Origin of the sequence: Arthrobacter bambusae (assembly GCF_030812595.1) — a bacterium.
Taxonomy (GTDB): Bacteria; Actinomycetota; Actinomycetes; order Actinomycetales; family Micrococcaceae; genus Arthrobacter; species Arthrobacter bambusae_B.
Window position 1 is genome coordinate 168,498 of record NZ_JAUSSZ010000003.1, and the last position, 23,652, is coordinate 192,149.

At 62.1% G+C, this 23,652-nt stretch carries 19 protein-coding genes and 1 pseudogene; 10 read left to right on the forward strand and 10 right to left on the reverse strand.

Annotated elements, in window-relative coordinates; translation table 11 throughout:
- Positions 1-38: 38 nt before the first annotated feature.
- The 6 genes from J2S96_RS06110 to J2S96_RS06135 are packed head-to-tail and all read left to right on the forward strand — an operon-like array spanning position 39 to position 5,305.
- Positions 39-233, forward strand: coding sequence for a ferredoxin (locus J2S96_RS06110; protein ID WP_306860943.1), 195 nt, complete (start codon positions 39-41; stop codon positions 231-233).
- Entirely contained in the window at positions 230-1,489 is a 1,260-nt protein-coding gene (locus tag J2S96_RS06115; protein WP_306860945.1) for an NAD(P)/FAD-dependent oxidoreductase, read from the forward strand. Before J2S96_RS06110 ends, J2S96_RS06115 begins: the two co-directional genes overlap by 4 nt.
- Positions 1,490-1,507: 18 nt before the next feature.
- Complete coding sequence (locus J2S96_RS06120) at positions 1,508-2,929, forward strand: glutamine synthetase family protein (RefSeq protein WP_306860947.1); 1,422 nt, start codon at positions 1,508-1,510, stop codon at positions 2,927-2,929.
- A complete protein-coding gene (locus tag J2S96_RS06125) occupies positions 2,926-3,639 on the forward strand; it encodes an ABC transporter substrate-binding protein (protein WP_306860949.1) in 714 nt (237 codons plus the stop codon). The genes J2S96_RS06120 and J2S96_RS06125 overlap by 4 nt, the downstream gene beginning before the upstream one ends.
- On the forward strand, positions 3,639-4,445 hold the full coding sequence (locus J2S96_RS06130) for a gamma-glutamyl-gamma-aminobutyrate hydrolase family protein (RefSeq protein ID WP_306860951.1): 807 nt from the start codon (positions 3,639-3,641) through the stop codon (positions 4,443-4,445). The genes J2S96_RS06125 and J2S96_RS06130 overlap by 1 nt, the downstream gene beginning before the upstream one ends.
- Entirely contained in the window at positions 4,442-5,305 is an 864-nt protein-coding gene (locus tag J2S96_RS06135) for a gamma-glutamyl-gamma-aminobutyrate hydrolase family protein (protein WP_306860953.1), read from the forward strand. Before J2S96_RS06130 ends, J2S96_RS06135 begins: the two co-directional genes overlap by 4 nt.
- Here J2S96_RS06135 and J2S96_RS06140 read toward each other — a convergent pair.
- Positions 5,302-6,012 (reverse strand): cache domain-containing protein, encoded by a 711-nt coding sequence (locus J2S96_RS06140; protein ID WP_306860954.1) that lies wholly within the window; start codon positions 6,010-6,012, stop codon positions 5,302-5,304. The genes J2S96_RS06135 and J2S96_RS06140 overlap by 4 nt on opposite strands.
- Positions 6,009-6,770 (reverse strand): FadR/GntR family transcriptional regulator, encoded by a 762-nt coding sequence (locus J2S96_RS06145; protein WP_306860956.1) that lies wholly within the window; start codon positions 6,768-6,770, stop codon positions 6,009-6,011. Before J2S96_RS06145 ends, J2S96_RS06140 begins: the two co-directional genes overlap by 4 nt.
- A 180-nt stretch (positions 6,771-6,950) precedes the next feature.
- Here J2S96_RS06145 and J2S96_RS06150 point away from each other — a divergent pair, with 180 nt between their 5' ends.
- Together J2S96_RS06150 and J2S96_RS06155 are read left to right on the forward strand one after the other, a co-directional pair.
- The gene (locus J2S96_RS06150; protein ID WP_306860959.1) at positions 6,951-8,321 is read left to right on the forward strand and encodes an NAD-dependent succinate-semialdehyde dehydrogenase; all 1,371 of its coding nucleotides are present in this window, start codon (positions 6,951-6,953) and stop codon (positions 8,319-8,321) included.
- 159 nt (positions 8,322-8,480) lie between these two features.
- Positions 8,481-9,038: pseudogene (locus J2S96_RS06155) on the forward strand (pyridoxal 5'-phosphate synthase lyase subunit PdxS); the annotation flags it as partial.
- Here J2S96_RS06155 and J2S96_RS06160 read toward each other — a convergent pair.
- The 4 genes from J2S96_RS06160 to J2S96_RS06175 all read right to left on the reverse strand — a co-directional run bounded on the left by J2S96_RS06160 (position 9,037) and on the right by J2S96_RS06175 (position 15,568).
- Positions 9,037-10,968, reverse strand: a complete 1,932-nt coding sequence (locus J2S96_RS06160; RefSeq protein ID WP_370873010.1) for a glycoside hydrolase family 15 protein — start codon at positions 10,966-10,968, stop codon at positions 9,037-9,039. The pseudogene J2S96_RS06155 and the gene J2S96_RS06160 overlap by 2 nt on opposite strands.
- A gap of 1,430 nt (positions 10,969-12,398) precedes the next feature.
- Positions 12,399-13,436, reverse strand: coding sequence for an AAA family ATPase (locus J2S96_RS06165; protein ID WP_306860963.1), 1,038 nt, complete (start codon positions 13,434-13,436; stop codon positions 12,399-12,401).
- 207 nt (positions 13,437-13,643) lie between these two features.
- Positions 13,644-14,690, reverse strand: coding sequence for an iron ABC transporter substrate-binding protein (locus J2S96_RS06170; RefSeq protein WP_306860965.1), 1,047 nt, complete (start codon positions 14,688-14,690; stop codon positions 13,644-13,646).
- 224 nt (positions 14,691-14,914) lie between these two features.
- Positions 14,915-15,568, reverse strand: a complete 654-nt coding sequence (locus J2S96_RS06175; RefSeq protein ID WP_306860967.1) for a DUF1345 domain-containing protein — start codon at positions 15,566-15,568, stop codon at positions 14,915-14,917.
- A gap of 170 nt (positions 15,569-15,738) precedes the next feature.
- Between J2S96_RS06175 and J2S96_RS06180 the strand changes: the two genes are divergently transcribed.
- Together J2S96_RS06180 and J2S96_RS06185 are read left to right on the forward strand one after the other, a co-directional pair.
- Positions 15,739-16,392 (forward strand): hypothetical protein, encoded by a 654-nt coding sequence (locus J2S96_RS06180; protein ID WP_306860968.1) that lies wholly within the window; start codon positions 15,739-15,741, stop codon positions 16,390-16,392.
- A 99-nt stretch (positions 16,393-16,491) separates the two neighbouring features.
- Complete coding sequence (locus J2S96_RS06185; protein ID WP_306860969.1) at positions 16,492-16,926, forward strand: SRPBCC family protein; 435 nt, start codon at positions 16,492-16,494, stop codon at positions 16,924-16,926.
- Positions 16,927-16,988: 62 nt separating this feature from the next.
- Here the strand turns inward: J2S96_RS06185 and J2S96_RS06190 are convergent, their stop codons facing one another.
- The 4 genes from J2S96_RS06190 to J2S96_RS06205 form a co-directional block, all read right to left on the reverse strand.
- A complete protein-coding gene (locus J2S96_RS06190) occupies positions 16,989-20,468 on the reverse strand; it encodes a fibronectin type III domain-containing protein (RefSeq protein ID WP_306860970.1) in 3,480 nt (1,159 codons plus the stop codon).
- Between the two features lie 235 nt (positions 20,469-20,703).
- Entirely contained in the window at positions 20,704-22,077 is a 1,374-nt protein-coding gene (locus J2S96_RS06195) for an NAD(P)(+) transhydrogenase (Re/Si-specific) subunit beta (RefSeq protein ID WP_306860971.1), read from the reverse strand.
- Entirely contained in the window at positions 22,074-22,430 is a 357-nt protein-coding gene (locus J2S96_RS06200; protein ID WP_306860972.1) for an NAD(P) transhydrogenase subunit alpha, read from the reverse strand. The genes J2S96_RS06195 and J2S96_RS06200 overlap by 4 nt, the downstream gene beginning before the upstream one ends.
- The gene (locus J2S96_RS06205) at positions 22,430-23,620 is read right to left on the reverse strand and encodes a Re/Si-specific NAD(P)(+) transhydrogenase subunit alpha (RefSeq protein ID WP_306860973.1); all 1,191 of its coding nucleotides are present in this window, start codon (positions 23,618-23,620) and stop codon (positions 22,430-22,432) included. The genes J2S96_RS06200 and J2S96_RS06205 overlap by 1 nt, the downstream gene beginning before the upstream one ends.
- Positions 23,621-23,652: the final 32 nt, after the last annotated feature.

Below are 23,652 nucleotides of genomic sequence, written 5' to 3' on the forward strand. Positions count from 1 at the left end.
ACCTGCCTCCAACACGCACATACGAAACAGGAATGACCATGAAAATCTTTGTCGACCGCCAGCTCTGCGAAAACCACGGCCAGTGCGCCATCGCGGCACCGCAGGTATTCCGGATGAACTCCGAAGGCATCCTTGAATATGAGGAAAACGTCAACGACTCTCTGCTTCCCGACGTCGAGGACGCGATGGATGCCTGCCCCGTCCAGGCCATCTTCATCCAAGACCAGTCATGACCCGCAGCATTGTCATCGTAGGCGGCTCAATGGGCGGACTTCGTGCCGCCGAACAGCTCCGGGCAGCCGGGTGGGCCGAAAGCATAACTGTCATCGGCACTGAAACGCACCTGCCATATAACCGGCCACCCCTGTCAAAAGAGCTTCTGGAAAACCCCGGAACCACCGCAGAGGCTTTCGAGGCCGTGAAATTCAGGCACCGCCCTTCGGTCACTGACGTCGAGTGGCGGCTGGGTACGGAGGTCGTCGGTGCCGACCTCCCCAATAACACCCTCACCCTAGACAGCGGTGAGACGTTGACCTACGACGGGCTCGTCATCGCGACAGGTCTTCGGCCCCGCCGACTTCCCTTGCCCGGTCCGCTGCGCGGCCGTCACGTCCTCCGCACGTTGGAAGATGCCGTGGAATTGCACCAGGAGCTACGCCCAGGCACCGAGGTAGCGGTGATTGGGGCCGGTTTCATCGGCTGCGAAACAGCGGCAACCGCGACCAAACGCGGTTGCAGCGTCACACTTCTTGAGGGCACAAGCGGACCAATGCAACGGGCACTCGGTGAAGAACTCAGCGCCGGGATCCGTGATTACCTCGTCCAGCAGGGTGTGACCTACCACGGCCACGCCAAAGTTGCAGGCCTTCTGTCCAATGACGCCACCATTGAGGACGAGAGCAGCTGCACCGGCATCATCCTTGCTGACGGCACCGAAATCACGGCCGATGTCATCATCGAATCGGTCGGGTCCATACCCAATGTCGAATGGCTTGAAGGCAACGACATTGACATCAGTAATGGGGTCCTATGCGACGAACACCTGCGCGTCGTAGGAACCAGGAACGTCGTGGCGGTCGGAGACGTCGCCCGCTTCCCGGATCTGAGAAACGGATGCGGTGCACGGCGGATCGAACACTGGTCCATTCCAGGGGACACAGCGAAAATCGCGGCCAAAGCCCTCATCGCCGACCTTAATGGGGCCGCACTTCCGGAGCCAGCCGTCCCGCTTCCGAGCTTCTGGAGCAACCAGTTCGACCTCAAGATCCAAGGAGTGGGCAGCCCCACCCTGGCTACGAGGATTGTCGAGCTGGAAGGGTCTGCAAAGACCCCGCATGACGGAGTCGTAATGGGCTACTACCAGGACGACGCTCTCGTCGCAGTTGTGAGTGTTGGCCTCCCGGCGGACCGGCAGTTGCACTACAGAAAATTAGTGAACGACCGGCATTCCGAACAGCCGCAGCAAGATACCCAGCTTCAAGCAATCTGACCAAGAACCGAGATCAAAATGACCATCCTTTCCGAACGTCCCGTCCTTGACATAGTCAGCGACCGGAACGCCTTCGCCGCCCATCAGGAAAAAAACCTCAGCACCGCCGTCGTGGAAGAGATCCAGCGCAAGATCACCGAGGCTGGCGTTGAGTACATCTACTACATGCTGCCCACCCTAGGCTCACGAGTGATTGCAAAGGTTGTGCCGGCCAACCACTTCAAGCGCAATCTTGAAAAAGGCATCGCATTCCACCGCACAGCGTTGGCTGATCTACAGACTGACCGGTTCGGCAACCTCATTGGCGGCGGTATTGAGGCCAAGGAATTTGTCGCTCTTCCGGACCCTGAGACGTTCGCGCCCCTGCCGTGGGACACCAGCGTCGCCCGCGTTTTCTGCAGCGCATACGAACCGCCGCATCTCAACGAAGTTGGCGGACGTCCCCTCCCCACTGACTCCCGCAGCCTCCTGAAACGCGCTCATGCCGCATTCACCGAACGCACAGGCATGGAAGTTCGCTCCGGTTGCGAACCGGAAATGACTTGGACTGGTCCTGGCATGGAGGTCATTAAGAAGCCAGGTTCCAGCCCCGCGTACCAGGTGGAGAACCTTGAACGCATGCGCGAGGTCTATAAAAAGCTTGTCACCTACTCCAAGGCTCTCGGTTTGGACATGATTGAGGGTGACTACGAGGATGACGGCCAGCTCGAGCTGAACTGGATGTACGACCGTGTCGAACTTACCGCCGACCGGCTCGTCACCTACCGCCAGGTCTGCAAGCAGGTAGCCCGGGAACTCGGCGTTCACGCGAGTTTCATGCCTAAGCCCTACACCGGTTCCATGGGCAATGGTTGCCACCACAACATCAGCCTTTGGAAAGGCGACTCCAACCTCCTGATCGACGAAGGACGGGTTGAACTGCACCTTAGCGACATTGGCCGCTATGCAGTTGGCGGCATGCTCGAGCACGCTGCGGGATCGATGTCGATCATGGCCTCCACGGTCAACTCCTACAAGAGGTTCTGGGACGCCGGACAGTTCGCGCCAAGCGCCGTGAACTGGGGTCTGGACAGCAGGGCCAGCATGGTGCGCATTTCCTCAAACGGGCGGATGGAGTACCGCCTGCCGGACGCCAGCGTGAACCCATACCTCTCGCACACTCTGTTGATTGCGGCGATCGAAGACGGCATCAACAAGCAAATCAACCCCGGGAACCCCCTTGACGACAAGGTGCGCAACACGGCAGAACCCAAGTTCAAGCCCCTGCCGCTGACTCTCGGTGATGCCATTGACTCGCTCGCCGCCGACCCGTACATTCTGCACTCACTTCCCGAACAGCTCGGGGACATCTACACCCAACTCAAGACCGACGAGTGGGCACGCTATTGCGGCGCCGTCACCGACTGGGACCGCACCATGTACTGGGAGACTCTTCCGTGACCGATCGACTAACACTTGCCTGCATCGACTCCGAGGCCCCTCCCCTGTTCCACGCCAGCCCGGATGGCATCCGTCGCGCTGGATATGAGCCAGAGGCTGCAGAACTCATTGCACGCGAGCTGGGCCGTGAGGTGGACTGGCTCATCACGTCCTGGACCGAGATGATCCCCAAAGTTCAGTCGGGGGAAGCCGACGCCGTCTGGTGCGGGCAGGGAATTACCGCGGAGCGCCAGGCCCAAGTTGACTTCAGTGTCCCGTACGCGATCTTCAACGAGACGGTGCTGGTCCGGGCAGGTGATACTGCCCGGGCTCCGGAAGATCTCGCCGGCTACCGTGTTGCGGCGATTGCCAACAGCACCAATATGGCCTTGGCCGAAACTTTCCCCGGCATCGAAACGGTCTCCTTTGGCGCCAGCGACGATGTTTTCGCTGACATGCTCGATGCCTTGCGAAATGGGACGGTCGACGCAGTAGTGGACGATGACGTTGTCACAGTACCCCTCGGAGCTGATCCGGATTTCGACATCGCCTTCACGGCGCCGACGGGCAATCGATGGGGTGTTGGGGTTGCTAAAGGCAACTCGGAACTGCTGCAGCAGTTGGACCAGGCGCTGGCGACAGTCATAGCCGACGGAAGGCTCGAAGCTATCTGGTCGAGATGGATGCCTGACCTCGGCTTTCCGCTCAACACGCCCCAGGAAGGTCGGTAATGGCAACAGCGCAAGCCGGAACGGCGGCAAGCACCGGAGACGAACAGACCAATGAGCTGAGAAGGCCGCTCATAGGCGTCCCTGGCATGTGGTCGGGTTCGGTCCAGGGCCTGCGGTTTGACGGGATCGCAGTAGCAGTTGAGGTGCTGAGGTCGATTCTGCGGGCAGGTGGCGAGCCTGTGATTCTGTTCCCCAGCGAAGACCAGGGAGACCGCTCCCGCTACGCAGTGCTCGATGGTGTAGTGCTGCCCGGCGGCGCGGATGTATCTCCGGAGCTTTATGGAGAAGTGCCGGCCGACACCACCCAGGTTGCCCATTATGGAGGGCAAGACGCGGCTGAAATTGCTGTCCTCCGGGACTGCATTGACATGGGAATACCCACACTGGCCATCTGCAGGGGTCTGCAACTGTTGAACGTCGCCTGTGAAGGGACCCTCACTCAGCACCTCGATGCTGATGTGATTGACCACGTTAACAGCCTTCATACTGTGGACATCACCGAGGGATCACGGACTGCGGCAGCCATCAGGACACTGACGCCCAAAGTATCGTCGTACCACCATCAAGGGGTGGCGAAACTAGGGCGAGGGCTGAGGATCGTTGGGCGCGCTGATGACGGGGTCATCGAGGCGATAGAGCATGACAGTGCCCCGATCGTTGCCGTCCAATGGCACCCGGAAGACAACGCCGCCACCTTGCCCTCTGACCAGGCACTGTTCGACTGGGTAGTGCAGGAAGCTCGCAGCCGCAAGCTGGGAAAAACAGAACCGAGTGCAGCACAAGAGAAAGTGGACATTCACCCGTGACTAACCGAGACGGCCGCGTCAGGACTTTGGCTCCCATTACGCCAGCTGATGTTATCCCTCAGGGCTTGGCCGAGCTTCCGGGGAACGCGCCAATCATTGCGGTGGTCGTTTCCCTCAACTTCCCTGACATGACCGTCGAGGTTTCTCAGCTTGTCAAGCGCTTCACCAGAACCGCTTTGGAAACCCTGCTAAAGGCGGGGGCCAGAGCGGCCCTGGTGGACAGCAGCGCTACGGACTTGCCGGACCCCAAGCACGTTGCCGACGCCAGCGGGGTTCTCTTCCTCGGTGGCGGGGATGTGGATCCGAGCCTCTACGGAGTCAGCGGCCCTGTTCCGAACCTCTACGGAGTGGAGCGTAGAGCGGACGAGTACTGCATGGAACTGATCGATCAAACGCTGGCCCGTGACGCACCTCTGCTGGCGATCTGCAGGGGCTCGCAGCTACTGAATCTCACCTGCGGGGGAACACTGATTCCGGACTTGGATCCCTACCAACTCCACCGCGGCGGCAAGGGAGAAAGTATGTTCCTTGACGAACCCGTCACTGTCCTGCCGGGAAGCCGGTTGCACAAAATTCTGGGCAGGGAACGAGTCATCGTCCGCTCAGGGCACCATCAGGCCGTCGAGCAAGTGGGGCCCCGCCTGCAGGTAGCCGCAGTAGCGGATGACGGGATCATCGAAGGAACTGAACACAAGGACAACACCTGGGTGGTCGGCGTGCAATGGCACCCGGAGGACTCCGATGGAAATGCCGAGGACAGGGACCGGCTCTTTCAGGCGTTCGTCGATCAGGCCCGCCTCCACAGTGCCCATGCTCAGCGCCACGCCATGGCGAACACGGCCGGTCCTGTGACCAATTAGGAAGTCAGGTACAGGAGATGAAGATCCAACCCCGGAACGTCCAACCCGATTTTGCGCGCGCCAGGCGGGACGCCCTTGACCCGGTCACCCACGAGAAAGCGACCCGAGTTGCCCACAATGACTCGGTCCTGGTCGTTGAGGAGCGCTGCGTCGTTTGGCAGTGCGCGGATGGCCGGAACGAACACTCCTTCCAGATCCCTCACGCGGATATCACTGCCAGCCACGCCCAAAAACTGCCCGCTAACGTACAGGGGCACCGTCAAGGTGAGGATGTACTCGCCCATGCCGAGGTAGTCGACGTACGGCCCGACCAAAGTAACGTGCCCGGTACGGGCAGCGATAGTGAACCAGGGCTGCTGCTCGTAATCGTAAAAGCCGTCAGTATCAGGGACAAGGTCGAACGTGCGCTTGCTGATCGTGCCGGACTCGTCGCGGAGCCACCACTCCAGGACACCCTCAGCCCTGCTCACGCTGGCCACAGCAAAGATTGCACCAGCACCAACAGCGGTCGGATGCCCTTCAAGGAACGAACGCGACACCTCAGGGAGGTCAACCAGATCGCCGTCCATTATTTTGGAGCGCCCGGACATTCGACGAGTAAGCGATTCGCTGATCTTTTCCGCAGCAAATTCAAGGTCTTGGTAGAAGGAATTGAACCATTGGCTCAGATTTTTCGCACATTCCTGCGCACTTGCTTCAATACTCATATTTTATCCCTGCCGTGCCCCGCGTATGTCAGCGTTAGTTTGACATCAATCAAATGATAGACATTCGCACGAATGTGCTCGAGCGCAATGTTCTGCGCCTGCTCCCGATCATCCCGACGCAGCGCCGCCACAATGCTCAAATGGTCCTCGGCGGCACGGTGCTGGTCGAATTCCCTGGTGAGCGGCGCCCAAAGGAGTTCGCCCACCTCCCCTTGCAGTCGGATCTCGGACGTCATGAGTCGTTCGGACTGGGCGGCTACCGCGAGGCCAATGTGAAACCTGCTGTCGGCACGCGTTCTGGCACCCGGGGAATCAGCATTCCTAAGTGCCCCTGCAAGGGACTCAAGCCTGTCCAGGTCCGCGGGATCCGCGCGGTCCGCAGCCAAACGGACCGTGGCCGCAGCAATCGATGCGTGTTCATCCCCTATATCCCGGAGTTCAGCCATCGACAGGGCTGTGAGCCGCTTGCGCAACAAATCCAAAGAAGGACTGGGTGCGCCCACAACAAACGTGCCACCGAAGCGACCTCTCCGCGTCTCCACCACTTTAAGATCCCTCAGCGCCGCCAACGCGTCCCTGAGGGTCGCAACGGCGACACCAAACATGTCGGCCAGTTCGAGTTCGGAAGGCAATTGGTCGCCTTGGCGGATCAGCCCGAGGGAGACCGCCCTGATGATTCGCTGCACGATGGCATCTGCCCTGTCCAGTTCGGGAAGAGGTTGGTAAATCTGCGCACTGAAGTCAACCGGCCTAGCCATTCCAGCGTCCCACCTCCTCCCTCAAACCGACGATGTCCTATTCTAAGCGATTCTATAATCGATCCTCTGCTAAAGGACGGATCCGGGTAGCGTGTCAAAAATAATTTCTTTTGCGAGTTTCACCTAATTAACTAGGTTGTTACAGCTCATCCCATAAAAACCGATTAGTAAGGCAAATTAATGACTGCTTACAAGACCATAAACCCGGCTACCGGGGAAGTCATCCGAGTTTTTCCTGAAGCCACTACAGCGGAGATCAGCGATGCCATCAGCCGCGCACACGAGGAGTTTCTCAAATGGAGGGAAACCCCTGTCGCGAGCCGGTCCAAGATCATTTCAAGGGTTGCTGAGCTGTATCGTGAACGTCAAGACGAACTGGCTCGCATCATCAGCATAGAGATGGGTAAGCCGCTGGCCCAAGCCCGGGGCGAAGTTGCCTTCGTTGCAGACATTTTCGACTACTACGCTGTCGAAGGCCCTGGCTTCATGCAGGATGAGCTTCTCGACGTTAAAGGTGGCGGGGAGGCCGTTGTAAGGTCCGCTCCCGTAGGCGTACTGCTGGGAATCATGCCGTGGAATTACCCGTACTACCAGGTTGCGCGTTTTGCGGCCCCCAACCTGATGCTGGGTAACACCATTCTGCTCAAGCACTCCGCTAACTGCCCGCAGTCCTCTCTGGCGATGGAGAAAATCTTCCACGACGCGGGGCTTCCGGAAGCTGCTTACATCAACGTCTTCGCGCGGCGTGAACACGTGGCGCAGATCATTGGGGACCCGCGCGTACAAGGCATTTCATTGACCGGCAGTGAGGGAGCCGGCGCCGCCGTCGCCGAAGTGGCAGGCCGAAACCTGAAGAAGTATGTGCTGGAACTTGGAGGCAGCGACCCCTTCATCGTGCTCGACACCGATGACATGGATGCCACAGTAAAGGCTGCCGTCAGTGGACGCATGAGTAATGCCGGCCAGGCATGTACCGCGGCAAAGCGTTTTATCGTGGTTGCTGACCTTTACGATGAGTTCGTCCAGAAATTCACTGATGAAATGGCCAACATCCAGCCCGGCGATCCCCTTTCCCCGGACACGAAGTTCGGGCCGATGTCCACGCAGGCAGCAGCAGATGACCTGATCGAGCAGATCCAGGATGCAGTAAACAAGGGAGCAACCTTGAAGACAGGCGGTAAGCACCTTCCAGGGCCTGGTGCTTTTGTTGAGCCGACAGTCTTGGCAGACGTAACGCCGGAAATGCGCGCATTTTCAGAAGAACTCTTTGGACCTGCAGCTGTTGTCTACAAGGTCGCGGACGCTGATGAAGCCGTCGAACTTGCCAACAATTCTCCGTATGGCCTGGGTGGCGCTGTTTTCAGCACCGACGTGGAGAAGGCCAAGTCTGTTGCTGATCGTCTGGAGACTGGCATGGTGTTCATTAATGGGAACACCGACTCCCAGGCGGATCTTCCGTTCGGTGGCGTTAAGCGGTCCGGGGTCGGTCGCGAGCTCGCACGGTACGGCATGAACGAATTTGTGAACAAGAAGCTGATCCGCACGCCCTGAGCAACGTGGACCCGCACTCACAGTGGATGCCTTTAATGAGGTAGAACCACTAAAGACCCGGCCGCGTGAATGGAGATAGTGGGGGTGCCTGATCTCGGGCTCCCCCACTATCGCAGTATTCGCTGTAACAAGTGAAACCCGGAAAGCACATAAATGGTTATGGATGGAGAAAAGCCCGTTACGGGCAGCAGCCGCGTCAAGCGCGGTATGGCCGAGATGCTCAAGGGCGGCGTCATCATGGACGTCGTCAACGCCGAACAGGCCCGCATCGCCGAAGATGCCGGTGCCGTGGCCGTGATCGCCCTCGAGCGCGTACCCGCGGACATTCGCGCCCAGGGCGGCGTGTCCCGCATGTCGGACCCGGACATGATCGACCAGATCATCGCCGCCGTTTCCGTGCCCGTTATGGCCAAGGCCCGGATCGGGCACTTCGTCGAGGCCCAGGTGCTGCAGTCCCTGGGTGTGGACTACATCGACGAGTCCGAGGTCCTGACCCCGGCGGACTACACCCACCACATCGACAAGTGGAACTTCACCGTCCCCTTCTTCGGCGGTGCCACCGACCTCGGTGAAGCCCTGCGCCGCATCAACGAGGGCGCGGCCATGATCCGTTCCAAGGGCGAGGCCGGCACCGGAGATGTCTCCAACGCCACCACCCAACGTAGTCGGGGAAGGGGGCAGCGTCGAGCCGTAACGGCCGCCGTGAGAAACAGGCTCAAGGACTCACGGCCAGGCTCAAGCGGTCGACTCCATGCATCGCATCCGCTGCCCGCACAAGAGCAAGGTGAGAGAAAGCCTGCGGGTAGTTCCCCGCCATCCGCATGCTTGCTGCGTCGTATTCCTCGCTCAGCAAGCCCAGCTCATTCGCAAGTCCGGTGAGTTTGTCCATAAGCGACTTACCATCAGCAAGGCGCCCGGAACGCGCGTACTGCTCTACAAGCCAGAAGGAGCAGGCCAGGAACGGGTGTTCTCCGGGCTCCAACCCGTCAACACCGCTTTCTGTTCGGTAGCGAAGCAGGAGATTGTCCTGGGTGAGTAGCTCCTCCTCCAATCGGGAGACCGTCCCAAGCATGCGCTCGTCATCGTAGGCCAGGAAGCCGACTTGGGGCAGCACCAGTAAGGCGGCGTCAGTTTGTTCCCCACCATATGTTTGGGTAAAAGAGTTGAGAGATCGGCTGAAGCCTTTATCCAGGATCTCTTCCCGAAGCCGCTCACGAAGGCGCTCCCACCGATCAGCATCACCGGATAGGCCGTGCTGGCGCACCGCCCTAATGCCGCAATCAAAGGCTGCCCACATCATGACACGCGAGTGGGTAAAGTACTGAGGCTCACCTCGCATCTCCCAGAGGCCGAAATCCTTGTCCTCGAAGTGCTTCTCGACGAATCCCAACAATTCAAGTTGGAGGGCCCACGAGAAGTGATCCTCCTTTCCTCCGGCGAGACGCAGCCTTTCCAGCGCCACCAAGACCTCGCCGACGACATCTGCTTGGAACTGCGACGCGGCTTCGTTGCCAATCCGAACCGGCTTCGAGTTCGCATAGCCTGGAAGATTCGGTAGCTCTCTTTCGGGTAGGTCTCGTTCTCCCCCGATTCCATACATGATCTGAAGATCCTCGGGGCTACCGGCAAGGGAGCGAAGGAGCCAGTTGCGCCACTGCAACGCCTCCGTTCCGTAATCGTGAGTCAACATCGCTTCCAAGGTAAGGGCTGCATCCCGGAGCCAGCAGAACCTATAGTCCCAATTCCGCGACCCACCAAAGTCCTCTGGCAGGGACGTTGTCGGGGCAGCAACGATACCCCCCGTCTCATGATGGGTGAGTGCGCGCAATACCAATAGGGAGCGCTTTACCGAGCCCCCGTAGGGCCCCTCGTCGCGACAATTGCTCGCCCACCGCGCCCAAAAGCGGACGGCCTCCTCCAGCGCAAGGTCGACGTCGACGGCTGGCGGAAGTGGTCGGTAGGAAGGGAACCACGCCAGTTGAAAGTCGAATGTTTGGCCCTCGGCCACTGCGAAGTTTCCTTCATGTCCGTGAGGGAAGGCAAGCGGTAGCTCATGCCCTCGAAAGGCAAAAGCATCGGGGCCGGCCATGGCCAAGAGAACCGCCGACCCGGTAACGGACGGGTCATGAACACGGCTTACCCAAGGCCGAACCCCCGCATACCCAGGACGGATCACGAGTTCTTGGCGCATTTCTACCGTGCCTGATAGCCCTGATACCCGGCGCAAGAGATAGGAATCATCGATCCCGACCGGCATAAAATCCGTTACTAAGACTCGCCCGGCCTGCGTTTGCCACGTAGTTTGAAGCACGAAGGTTGAATCGACATATTGACGCTCGGTCACTTGCGCAGCCGGTTCACTCGGAGCCAACAGCCACCTGCCATGTTCGCTCCCGCCCAAGAGGCCGCTGAACACGGATGCCGAGTCGAAGCGCGGGAAACACAGCCAGTCGACGCTCCCGGCACGTGAGACAAGCGGTCCGGTGCGGAGATCTGAGAGTAACGCGTAGTCCTCTATGGGGGCGCCCATAGCCCTACTCAACCACAAGTTCCAGCAGGCAGGACAGTGCCCCAACAGTTTTCCGGCCGGCCCGGTGGCTTCCTGCAGGAGCAACGTAAAGTCTTGCGCGTAAGAGCGTTCAAACACATACTTGCAGATGTTATCGACTTACTTGACGGGCATCGTATCTAGCCCGAACTTCCGGGGACTTCAGCAAAAAACACACGCAACCTCTTCCATTTTTAAACATCTAAAACTAGACTAATGAATGAGCGACAGCCGATAATCGGTCGGCTAGTAGCGGACTACTACCAGTTCAAAGGAGAACGAGATGACCCGTGAGGAAGCTTACGCAAAGTGCCCTGTGGATTCGTACGTCGAGCTGTACGGCGGCCAGTGGTTGGTCGTCCCGTTCGCGCCGGTCGATCAGCCGCCGTTTTTTAGCTGCCTTCCTAAAAGTGCCTCTGTTGCTATGGCGGCCGTAGCCGCACTTTAACTGGCGTCCAAAACCCAAATCTAAAAATCAGCGTGGCTCCGCCCCGCAAGATCAATAAGCTGCCAGGTCCCTCCATCCTCGTAACTGGAGGGCCTGGTATTAGAACCCGGTTTCGATCACGGCTCCACCGCAAGGGACATTAAAACGGCCCAGATCAACGAACCGCCCGCACAACTCCGCCAAGATGGCAGCCGAACTGCAGCTGCTGGCGGTGGCACCGATAAGCGGGTGGTGGAGGGTGGACAGCTGACTCGGATGGAAGCCATAGCGGCAGTTTCAAACGAACTTACGCGCCTCGCGCATACAAGGGGATCCCGCATTGCTGAAGCGTCCACTCGGACCACCATCACTTAATCCATGTAGCCAGTAACACTGGCCTTGCACCACTTGAAGGAGCACGATCTTGCAATCGGTTGTTGCTGAGCTTGAAGTCGAGAATTCCACTGATGCCGAGGCTCAGCTAAGCCTCGCACTGGGAAGCGCCATCAGTGCAGCACGATCAGAAAGGAACTGCGGGGTACTGGTTACCCGCCATCAGTACACCAGGTTCACCGTCGCCTTGTCTTCAACAGTGCCGTACGGCGAGACTCGTGAGCTAGACCTGGCCCCCCACAGACAGTAGGTACTTGAAAGGGATCGGAACTCAATATCACGCTCGGATGCGAAGGTTTTAGAGTCCGGCGTGGTGACCGCTTTCGGCGACTGCCGATTGTGGTAGCCGTCAGGAGGAAGCACACCCCCACCTGACGTCAAATGCCTAACGGAAATCCGTCAGATTAGGGTCCAAAACCCCTCTCATTGACCGCTCTCGGCTGGGGTCTTAGGTTTCAAACTGACATCCTGGGGTGGTGGGGTTCGAGCTGCTCCAGGGGACAACGCTGGAGCAGATCGCACGCCTGGTTGCCGGGGACATCTGGAGCGGCTGAGACGGCGACCCGAATGCGGCTCAGCGCCGAGAACAGTGAAACTCCCCGAAACGGTCCAAACTCTGAGGTAGCGATGAGCGGGTGAACGCACAAACCGTTCCGCTGTGCACCGCGGCGGGACGGTCATTCAACTGACAGCCGCGCGCCGCATCCGGTCAGATCTGCCAGCGGCGCCACCAGGGTAGCTGCTCCGGTTCCGGCGTGGGCTCCGGCGCCGGCTCCTCGCCCAGGGCCAGCGCGGCCTCCGCGATGTCGCCCGCGGTGAGCGTAACGACGGCCTCGCGGTCGAGGGCGTCAAGACTCTGCCCCTCATCGCGCGAGAGCCGCAGCGCCTGACGGTTGAGTGCCTGCTCGAACAGCGTCCGGGCAAACCGGGCGTTGCCGGAGTCCTCGCCCGCGTGGAGCCCGGTGAGGATGCGGTGCAGCATCTGGTCCGCACCCGGCTCCAGCGTGTACTCGTGCTGGGCCAGCATCTGGTGGAAGATCGTCTGGAGTTCCTCGACCGAGTAGTCGGGGAACGTGATCTCGCGGGCGAAGCGGGAGCGCAGTCCGGGGTTTGAGAGCAGGAAGGACTCCATCAGCCGCGGGTACCCGGCCACGATCACCACCAGGCGGTGACGGTGGTCCTCCATCCGCTTGAGCAGGACCTCGATCGCCTCGGGGCCGAAGTCCATGCGCCCGTCCTCCGGGGCCAGCGCGTAGGCCTCGTCGATGAACAGGACGCCATCCAGCGCACGCCGGATCACCCGGTCCGTCTTGATGGCAGTCGCGCCGACGTACTGCCCCACCAGACCCGAACGGTCGACCTCGACCAGGTGGCCTTTCTGCAGCAGGCCGACCGCGCGGTACATCTCGGCCAGGAGCCGGGCCACGGTGGTCTTCCCGGTACCCGGGTTTCCGAGGAACACCAGATGCTGCGAGGTGGCCACCTCCGGCAGGCCGTGCGCCTTGCGGCGCGCCTGGACCTGGAGCAGCGCGACGAGGGCCCGCACCTGCTCCTTCACCGTCTCCAGCCCGACCAGCGCATCGAGCTCGGCCTGCACCTCCGACAGGGGCCGGGCCGGCCCTGGCCTCGCACCGAGCAGATCGCCGACCAGCTCGTCCACGCGCTCCGAACCGGGCAGCTTGAGCTGATCGGCCAGATGGACGATTGTTCCCCGCAGGTCGTCGAGCGGATTGCGGTTGCCAGCCATCCACCCATTGTAGTTCGCTACCTCAAGGAGGGGTCCCAGCTTTGTGCACAAGTGTCAGCGGCGACGGTGTGCTCAGCACGTAGACGGCGGCCTCATTGATGCATTCCCCCGCCGGGCCGGCAGCCGCGAACTTGGCCAGCCCGCGGCCTCGCGGCCGACGATGCCAGCAATCAGCAGCCGCCGGACGCGCACCACGGCCTTCCGGGCCTAGAGGAGCCCGACCTTGGTCATCAGCTCGGTGACCTTCTCGCTGTTGAGCTTGGCCGGGTCCACGGATGGTGCCTGGAGATCCTTGAGGGGCACAAGCTTGGAGTTGGCGGGCACATCGGATCCCACGGTGTACTCAAAGGAGTCACCATTCTGGAGGACCTGCTGACCCTCTTTGCCCGTGATGAACTTCAGGAACTCCTGGGCTTGGGCCTGCTTCTTGCTGGCCGCCAGAACGGCGCCGCCGGAGACGCTGACAAACGCACCGGGGTCCTGGTTCTTGAAGTAGTGGAGAGCAACGTTCTTGCTGTTTTCTCCAGTCTGGGCCTGGTCCACAAAAGAGTAGTAGTGGTACAAAACGCCTGCCTCGACCTCGCCCGAGTTCACCGCTGCGAGCACCGGGGTGTCGTCCTTGTAGGACTTGAAGTTGGTCTTGGCCGCCTCCAGCCATTTCTGGGTGGCGTCTTCACCCTTGAGAGCAAGCATCGCGCTGACGATCGCCTGGAAATCAGCTCCGCCTGTGGATGCGCCGATTCGTCCCTTCCATGACGGATCCGCGAGGTCCATCAGGGACTTGGGGAGCTGGTCTGCGTTGAGCTTGTTCTTGTTGTAGGCCAACACGGTGGAGCGGGCCGCGATGCCGGTCCAGTCGTTGGTGGAGGGCCGGTACTGCGACGGGACCTGGTTGAGGGTTGCCTGATCCACGGGTGCGAGCAAACCGGCACTCGCGATACGGACCATGGCCGGTGAGTTTTCGGTGAGGAAGACGTCCGCGGGGGAATTCTTGCCTTCTTCACTGAGCTGGTTGCTCATTTCAAGGTCATCTCCATTGCGGAGCGTAACCTTGATTCCCGTCTCCTTGGTGAAAGCGGCCACCCATGCGCCGGTGAGGTTTTCATGCTGCGCGTTGTACACGACGATTCCGTCGCCGCCGGATGCTGCGCCAGCCGTGGAATTGCCGCTAGGTGCGCCGCTACACGCCGAAAGTGCCAGCAGCGTGGCAGTGGCGGCCGCAAGGGCCGTAGCTGGTTTGATGCCGAATTTCATGGGGGCCTTTCAAGGGTTCCGGCTGGGACCGGAAGGATTGGGGTAGCCCCACCCCCACGCAGAGTTCCCCGACAAGTCCGGGAACAGGAGCGAGATAGGCAAGGCAATCCTTACTGTAATAACAACATGCCCTTGTTGCGTAATTCTGAGCATGCCGGGATCGATTTTTACAACGGGAACGCGGCTCCGCACCTTCGCCGGATGATCGCCGGAGGCAGTGGGACTTAATGGATCAGCCCGGAAACCAGGTTGATCGTGGTGGCCAGGACAACCACCCCGAAAAGGTAGGACAGCAAAGCCTGCCGGAGCGCGATTCCACGGATCTCGGACGTTTGGAGATCAGTGTCGGACACTTGGAACGTCATGCCGATGGTGAAGGCCAGGTACGCGAAATCGACGTAGCACGGTGGACGTTCCTGGTTGAAACCGATGCCGCCGTCGACCCCTTCGTAGTAAAGGTGTGCATACCGCAGGGTGTACAGGGTGTGCACCAGCAAACCTGAGAGCGCCAAAACGACCAGGGCCAGGAGGACGATCAAGTCCCGCTCGCTCCCTTGGACCGAGCCGATCTCCAGAAGCATCACGGCGACAGCCCCCATGCTTGCCACTCCAGCGACGAGGACCAGTACGTTCGCGACGGCCCGGGACGGGTCCTGGCGCGTTGCGTGCAAAGCAGTCTGTTCGGCGTCCATCCGCCCAATGGTCGCCCAGACCATCAGTAGATAAACGCACGAAGCCACACCCCATCCCACGGTCGGCCCTAGCGCCGGGGCTCCAGCCGCGGCCGTGGCAAACCCGGCCGCCACGCCCAAGACCACCATGACCACCAGCCGCGTACTTGCCCGGTAAATGCGGGAACCGTAGGCACGATTCTCCATGCCTCAATCGTCCCACCGCTGCACCCGTAAAGAGCGCGCTGATTCTCCACCTGTTGGCGTAAGGAAACCATTAAGAACGACGACGGGCGCTCGGTTTGGTGGTCTGATGAGGACAAGGACACAAGTCCCATTCGGGCTTTGGGCTGACACTGCGTAGGAGCTGAATCATCGTGAAGCGCACCTCCCTCAACCAAGGAACGGCACACGATACCGAGCTTGCCGGCGCGAGTCCGGGAGACTACGTCGTTGTCGATGAGCTCGGTCATTTCGCTTACTATCCGTCCGCAAACGCCATGCTCGAAGACCTCGAGTACGTTGAGGAAGCAGCCAGCATCCTGGACCGGGGAGGCAACAACTTCCACTTGACGATGGAGGCAGGCCGGAAGCTAAGGCTGGGCTCCTCGTTCGGCCGGGTGGAATTCACGTGGCTCCGCCAGACCTGGATCACCGACCGGCGCCGCGAACCGCAAGCGCATCGATTGCTCCGTCTCTACCCCACAACGCTGGAGGCCCTTCTTGCCGGAATATTTGAAACCCTCACCCTGGAGCTCCCAAGCATCACCTCTAGTACGCCCTGGATAGTGAATATAGGGGGAAAGGAGGTCCGCCCCGCCACGCTCGTGGACGTGGATAGCCTCCTCGCCCAGCTGGACCACCTCGAACGAGTAGTAGTCCGGGACCCTTTCGGACACGACTACCGGCCAATCCGACATGCGAGGCACCGCCTCCACGCACCTGGCGCAGGGGCGATCTACTACGTGGAGATTGAATCCCATGCGGGAGGGGCCGGCCTTGGCCGCAAGCAATCTGAAAGCTTGCCGTGAGTTCCTTAGGCGGGTTACCGCCCGGTAGGCGCATTCTGCGATAGTTGGGAAGGACCGCATCCGGCAACCCGAGCCCGCAGCAAAAACAGAGGAACAACCATGGTGAACGTCCAGACCGAAATACTGATCCGGCGCCCCCGTGACATCGTGGCAAGTTATGCTTCCGACCCGGACAACGCTCCAGCCTGGTACGTGAACATACGATCTGCGCAATGGCAGACTCCGCGACCCTTGACGGTCGGGTCCCGGGTTGCCTTCACCGCACGATTCCTGGGCCGAAATCTGGATTACGTCTACGAATTCACTGAGCTTGTTCCCGGTGAGAAACTCACCATGCGCACAAGCCAAGGTCCTTTCCCGATGCGGACCAGCTACAGCTGGTCCGATGAGAATGGCGCGACCCGCATGATCCTCCGCAACACAGGTGAACCCTCCGGGTTCTCCGCACTTGCAAGCATCTTCATGGCGCCAATGATGCGCAAGGCCATGCGCAAGGACCTGGAGAACCTCAAGAAGATCCTCGAAGCCCGCTAGCCTCGCAAACACTCCCATACCTGCTCTTGCCGGGCCGGTGCGCCCGCCGAGTCCCCGCGGGGTCAGCCGTTGGTGAGGGTGACGTCGTCGAGGTACATCCAGGTGTCGTCGGCGGGGGTGGAGCCGTCGAGGTGGACGTTGAACCAGAGGGTGATGGTCTGGCCTTTGTAGGCGGTGAGGTCGGCGCTGAACTGGGCCCAGGTGCCGTTGTTGTTGCAGAGTTTGAGCAAGCTGGCCAGGGTGGTGCCGCTGGTGGATCGGACCTGGGCTTCCATCCAGTCGTACGGGCAGGCGTTTCCTGTGCAGGGGTCTTCCTGGCTGTGGGGCTGGTACCAGAAGGACAGCGTGGAGGTCCCGGTGGCGGGCACGGTGATGGTCTGGGAGAGGCTGCTGTCGCCCAGGGGCTCGGCACCGGATGCCACGCCCAGCAACGCCGAACCGGTGCCGGTGTGGGCAATCGTGGAGGCCACGGGTGCTTTGACGCCGCCGGTGGTCCAGGAGCTCAGCCCGGACTCGAAGCCGCCGTTGGTGATGGTCGGGCTTGTCGCCCCGGCGGTCGGGGTGGCCGGTGCCGAGGCCGCGGACGCCGGGGAGGTGCCGATGGCGTTGGTGGCGGTGACGGTGAAGGTGTACGCGGTGCCGTTCGTGAGCCCGGTGATGTTCGCCGTGGTCGCGGGCGGGTTCCCTGACACGGTGACCGGCGCGAGCGTCGTGGTGCCGGTGTGCGGGGTCACGGCGTAGGAGGTGATCGCCGAGCCGCCGTTGGCAGGCGCGGTCCAGGACACGGTCGCGGAGGCGTTGCCGGCCGTCGCGCTGACCCCGGTCGGGGCGGCGGGCGCGGTCGCCCCCGCGGTCGGGGTGGCCGGTGCCGAGGCCGCGGATGCCGGGGAGGTGCCGATGGCGTTGGTGGCGGTGACGGTGAAGGTGTACGCGGTTCCGTTCGTGAGCCCCGTGACGTTCGCCGTGGTCGCGGGCGGGTTCCCGGTCACGGTGACCGGCGCGAGCGTCGTGGTGCCGGTGTGCGGGGTCACGGCGTAGGAGGTGATCGCCGAGCCGCCGTTGGCCGGGGCGGTCCAGGACACGGTCGCGGAGGCGTTGCCGGCCGTCGCGCTGACCCCGGTCGGGGCGGCGGGCGCGGTCGGGGTGGTCTGGCTGTTGGTGAGGGTGGCGTCGTCGAGGTACATCCAGGTGTCGTCCGCGGGGCTGGAGCCGTCGAGGTGGACGTTGAACCAGAGCACGATGCTCTGTCCGGCGTAGGCGGACAGGTTCGCGCTGAGCTGGGTCCAGGTGCCGTTGTTGTTGCAGAGCTTGAACACGCTGGCCAGGGTGGTGCCGGTGGTGGATCGGACCTGGGCTTCCATCCAGTCATACCGGCAGGTGGTGCCGGTGCAGGTGTCATCGGCGGTGTGCGGCTGGTACCAGAAGGACAGCGTGGAGGTCCCGGTGGCGGGCACGGTGATGGTCTGGGAGAGGCTGCTGTCGCCCAGGGGCTCGGCACCGGATGCCAGGCCCAGCAACGCCGAACCGGTGCCGGTGTGGGCAATCGTGGAGGCCACGGGTGCTTTGACGCCGCCGGTGGTCCAGGAGCCCAGCCCGGACTCGAAGCCGCCGTTGCTCACGCCGGGAACCGGCGCCGAAGGGGTGACCGGAGCCGAGGCGGCCGAGGGCTGGGACGTCCCGACGGCGTTACTCGCCGTGGCCGTGAACGTATAGGCCGTGCCGTTGCTCAGCCCGGTGACGGTCGCCGTGGTCGAGGGCGGATTTCCGGAAACCGTCACCGGAGCCAAAGCCGTGCCACCGGAAGACGGCGTCACGGTATACGAAGTAAGCGGAGAACCGCCGTTGGCCGGCGCCGTCCACGACACCACAGCGGAAGCGTTCCCCGCCGTCGCCGTCACCCCGGTCGGAGCCGCAGGCACCGTGGGCGCCGTCGGCGTGACTGGAGCCGAGGCCGCAGACGCCGGCGACGTGCCGATCGAGTTCGTGGCGGTGACCGTGAACGTATAGGCCGTGCCGTTCGTGAGCCCGGTGACGTTCGCCGTCGTCGCCGGCGGGTTCCCTGTTACGGTGACCGGCGCAAGGGTCGTCGTCCCGGCGTGCGGAGTGACGGCGTACGAAGTAATCGCCGAACCGCCATTCGCAGGAGCGGTCCAGGAGACGGCTGCGGATCCATTGCCGGCCGTCGCAGTGACCCCTGTCGGAGCTGCAGGGGCCGTGGGCGCCGTCGGCGTGACATCGATCATCGAATAGTCATCCGTGGTGATCGAACCGTTGGCTTGGATGTTCAGTCCATAGCTGATCCCCGAGGCACCGGCCGGAAGGGCAGGCGTGGTCCAGCTTACTTGGGTCCAGTTGCTGCTTGCTGTGTACTGTGGGCTCGCCGTCCAGTAGGTCCAGTAGCCGGTTCCGGTGCGGTAGTAGACCTCGAATTGGGTGATGACGTTGGATTTGTACCACGCACTGAGCGAGTAGATATGGCCGGGAGTGCCTGTCGGTGAGCAACCACCGAGGTCCAAGGCAGGCAGGAGCTTCGCATCCCCGCTCACATAACCGCTCATGGTCAGCAGTTCGGCGTTATTGCCGGTGTGTCCCGGCGAGACCACGGAATACGCGGTCGTATTGGTGCCGTATCCGCCTGCAGCCCAGCATTGCGGGATGCCGTTGGCCAGTGTCTCCAGGCTGGGGTTCTGGATCATGTTTGTTCCCTGCGCGGGTGGCGGCGGGGCTGGGGGGCCGGCGACTGCGGGCTGGACCGCTCCGCCAATCACCTGGTCAACAGTCTTCACGGCCACGTTGCCTGCTGTCTGTTGCTGTGCCAGCCAGGAACTGAATTGACTGAACAGGCTGGGGCTGATGGTAAGCGTCGGATCGGTGCCTGTCGCTATGTGGTGGAAGGTCAGCTGCACCCATCCGCCCCCGGCGGCTTGGGCCTTGGTCACGCTGTCCTCCAGGTTCTGGAGCGTCCAGGTGCTGTCCACTTCCTCCGGCGCCGCGGTGTCGTAAGGATTGGCGGGCGGGATGGATTCTGAAGCCGGCAGTGAAGGATCGTCCTTGCTGTAGAGATCCCCGAGGCCGCGTGCACTGTTGAATCCGCAATTCTTCACCACGGTCTGCACCGCAGCATCCTGGTCAGCAAAGGGATACGCGAAGCTGGTGACTTTGAATCCCATGTTCATCAGGGCGACTCGTCCATTGCATACCTGGCGCGTCACCTCGTCCGTGGGCAGGTTGACCAGATCGGGGTGCGTGACCGTGTGCCCGGCGATCTCATTGCCGTCGGCATAGATCTGCTGCAAGTTCGCCGACGTGACATAGCTCGGCTGATCGATCCATCCCGAGGGGACGAAGAAGGTGCCGTGCAGACCCAAGTTTTTCATGGTCGCTTCGGCAGTCATCTGGTCGGCGTTGCCGTCGTCGAAGGTCAGCGAAATGATTGTGCTGGCCGCCGCATGGGCCGGCAAGGCAAGACCTGTCAGATATGCAAAGACCATCGCGCCGCACGCGCCGACGGCGGCCCAACGGGCCCCGCGACGTTTCTTCACCGTCTCCTTGCGCGTAGAGATGACCACTCCACTCACCGTCCATTCGAACCCGGGGCAACCGTCAGGGATGGGAGTAATCCCCCCTAGACCTTCGGCCGATCATAGGACGTTGAATCCGGGCGCGTCTTGAGTGGGCTCACCCGGATGGGCCGCGGCGATGCCCGGCGACCATGAGTGGGCTCACCCGGATGGGCCGCAAAGACACCTGCGAGGATCCCGGGGTTGGTTAACTAAGCTAAAGAGCCTTGACCGCGCTCAATACCTTCGTCAGGGACTCTTTGGCGTCCCCGAACAGGAGCGTGGTCTGCGGCTCGTACATGAGTTCGTTCTCGATTCCCGCGAACCCCGGCCGCATGGAACGCTTGAGGAATACCACCTGGCGTGCGTCGGCGACCTCGAGGATGGGCATGCCGTAAATCGGCGAGCCTGCAGTGGTCTTCGCGGCCGGATTGACGACGTCGTTCGCGCCGACCACCAGCGCGACGTCCGTTGTCCGGAATTCGGAGTTGATCTCGCCCATTTCCTTGAGCGACTCATAGGGCACATTTGCTTCGGCCAGCAGGACATTCATGTGTCCCGGCATGCGACCGGCCACCGGATGGATCGCGAAATCGACGTCGATGCCCCTCGCCTCAAGTGCAATCGCGAGTTCGGCGGCCGTGTGCTGACCTTGCGCTACCGCGAGCCCGTAACCAGGAACGATGATGACCCTCTGGGCATAGCCGAGAAGCACTGCAACGTCCTCCGGGCTGGAAGAACGGACGGGACGATCGCTTACCGCCGTCGAACCCGCCGTCGACCCTCCCTTGAATGCGCCAAAGAGGATTCCCGCAACGCTGCGGCCCATGGCCGCAGCCATTGCCCTGGTGAGGATGGTGCCTGATGCGCCAACCAGCGTGCCCGCCACCACCAACAGCACATTGCCAAGCACCAGGCCTGAAGCCGCCACGGCCAGGCCGGTGAAGGCATTCAGCAGCGAAATGACAATCGGCACGTCCGCGCCGCCTACGGGCAAAACAAGCAGCACGCCGGCCGTCAGTCCCAGCAACAAGAGCACCAGCGCGAGCACGAAGGATCCGCTGAAGACGACGGCGACGGCGGCACCCACCGCCGCGAGCAGCACCGCTCCCATAAGCGTCGGCAAGCCAGGGAAGACCACCGGGCGCGTGGTCATGAGTTCCTGCAGCTTGGAGAACGTGATGGCAGAACCTGCGAACGAGACCGCTCCGACCAGCAACGTGAACACAATGGCCACGCGCACCCAGCGGTCTTCGGTGTGCGCGAGTTCCAAGAGTGCCACAAGGGCGGCGGCACCACCCCCGACGCCGTTGAACAGCGCCACAAGCTGCGGCATCTGGGTCATCTTGACCTGCCGCGCGACCGGCGCGGCCACACTCGACCCGACCACCATTGCGCCCAGGATCCAGGGAACGTTGTCCATCTTGACCGATACAAAAACCGTGGCGACGGCGAGCGCCGCACCGAATGCACCCACCAGGTTGCCGCGCCGGGCGGTCCGTGGGGAATTGAGTCCCTTGAGCGCGAGGATGAAGCACACGGCAGCAGCCAGGTAGAGGAGTGAAGTCCACACGGGTTCGATGAGGGTCATCGTGTGCCCTTCCTGGCCTCAGGCTTTATCGCCTCGAGTTTATTGGCCGCGGATTTCCCGTCCGCACCCACTTCGCGTTTACGCCCGTGGAACATCTCCAGCATCCGGTCGGTCACCACGAAGCCTCCCACCAGATTGGCGGTGGCGAGGACGACGGCGAGCAAGGCTACCGCGAGGACCCAAGGGTCCGATGCCTGCCCGGCGACGATGATCGCCCCCACCAGGATGATCCCGTGGATGGCGTTGGCCCCGGACATCAACGGGGTATGCAGGGTGCTCGAGACTTTTGAAACCACTTCGAAGCCCACGAAAATCGCCAACACGGTGATGGTGAGCAGGGCGATACCGTCCATCAGGAAACCCCCTCGTTGGCAGGACTTACAGGTTCAGGCTTCTCGGCGGAGAGCGCCGCAAGGGCCTCGGCCGTCGGTCCGTGCCGCACCTCGCCATCGTGCGTCAGGCAGGCGCCGGACACCACCTCGTCGCCGAAGTCGGGGACGACTGCTCCGGCACAAGTCATGAGGGCAAGCAGGTTCGCGACGTTCTTCGCGTAGAGGCGCGAGGCATCGGCGGGCATCGCCGAGGCCGCGTCCTTCATCCCCACCAGCGTGACCGTGCCGTGGCCGTCCGCCGTCGGGACGAGAAGATCCAGGCCCGGCACTGACCCTTCCACGTTGCCGCCGGACTCCGCGGCGAGGTCGACGACCACCGAGCCCGGGCGCATCTGCTGCACCATTTCGCGGCTCACCAGGAGAGGGGCCCGTCGTCCGGGGACCGCCGCCGTCGTGATCAGCACATCTGCCTGGGCCACGTGCGGGGCGAGCAGCTCACGCTGCAGGGCGCCGCGGTCGGCGCTGAGTTCGCGTGCGTAGCCGCCGGACGCTTCCGCCGTCTCCACGTCGAGCTTGATGAAGGTACCGCCCATGGATGCCACTTCGTCCGCCGAGGCGGGCCGGATGTCGTTGGCGGAGACCCGTGCACCCAACCTCTTCGCGGTGCCGATGGCCTGCAGGCCGGCCACGCCCGCACCCAACACCAGCACGCGGGCCGGGGGAATGGTTCCGGCTGCCGTCATATACAGCGGAAAGAAGCGCGGGAGGCGCATTGCGGCCTCGAGCACGCAGCGGTATCCGGCCACGAGTGCCTGGGACGTGAGCGCGTCCATGGACTGTGCGCGGGAAATGCGCGGCACCAGCTCAAGCGCGAAGGAGGTCACGCCCGCCTCGGCGAGCGCGCGGACGGTGGCAAGCTCCGACGACGGCGAGGCCAGGCCCACGGTGACGGCGCCCCGGCGCAGCGCAGCCGCCGTCGCGGGTTCGAGAGGGCGAACGTGCGCGTAGACATCCAGTCGGGCCAGATCCAGGGTGGGGACGATGAGGGCGCCTGCCTCGCGGTAGGCCTCGTCGCTGTAGCCGGCAGCGGTTCCTGCTCCGCTTTCGACGACGACTTCCAGTCCGAGTCCAGCCAACTGCGTGACGGTCTCCGGCGTCGCAGCCACGCGCCGTTCACCGTCCAGGCGTTCCCTCGCTATGCCAAGTTTCACCCGCGCTCCCTTTCCGAGACCTCAAGGTCCCT

Excerpts from the sequence above, each read along its gene's own strand:
- J2S96_RS06120 (WP_306860947.1), top strand. The coding sequence starts at position 1,508 with ATGACCATCCTTTCCGAACGTCCCGTCCTTGACATAGTCAGCGACCGG.
- J2S96_RS06175 (WP_306860967.1), bottom strand. The coding sequence starts at position 15,568 with ATGGAGAATCGTGCCTACGGTTCCCGCATTTACCGGGCAAGTACGCGG.
- J2S96_RS06150 (WP_306860959.1), top strand. The coding sequence starts at position 6,951 with ATGACTGCTTACAAGACCATAAACCCGGCTACCGGGGAAGTCATCCGA.
- J2S96_RS06185 (WP_306860969.1), top strand. The coding sequence starts at position 16,492 with ATGGTGAACGTCCAGACCGAAATACTGATCCGGCGCCCCCGTGACATC.
- J2S96_RS06170 (WP_306860965.1), bottom strand. The coding sequence starts at position 14,690 with ATGAAATTCGGCATCAAACCAGCTACGGCCCTTGCGGCCGCCACTGCC.
- J2S96_RS06115 (WP_306860945.1), top strand. The coding sequence starts at position 230 with ATGACCCGCAGCATTGTCATCGTAGGCGGCTCAATGGGCGGACTTCGT.
- J2S96_RS06130 (WP_306860951.1), top strand. The coding sequence starts at position 3,639 with ATGGCAACAGCGCAAGCCGGAACGGCGGCAAGCACCGGAGACGAACAG.
- J2S96_RS06195 (WP_306860971.1), bottom strand. The coding sequence starts at position 22,077 with ATGACCCTCATCGAACCCGTGTGGACTTCACTCCTCTACCTGGCTGCT.
- J2S96_RS06110 (WP_306860943.1), top strand. The coding sequence starts at position 39 with ATGAAAATCTTTGTCGACCGCCAGCTCTGCGAAAACCACGGCCAGTGC.
- J2S96_RS06145 (WP_306860956.1), bottom strand. The coding sequence starts at position 6,770 with ATGGCTAGGCCGGTTGACTTCAGTGCGCAGATTTACCAACCTCTTCCC.
- J2S96_RS06140 (WP_306860954.1), bottom strand. The coding sequence starts at position 6,012 with ATGAGTATTGAAGCAAGTGCGCAGGAATGTGCGAAAAATCTGAGCCAA.
- J2S96_RS06200 (WP_306860972.1), bottom strand. The coding sequence starts at position 22,430 with ATGGACGGTATCGCCCTGCTCACCATCACCGTGTTGGCGATTTTCGTG.
- J2S96_RS06165 (WP_306860963.1), bottom strand. The coding sequence starts at position 13,436 with ATGGCTGGCAACCGCAATCCGCTCGACGACCTGCGGGGAACAATCGTC.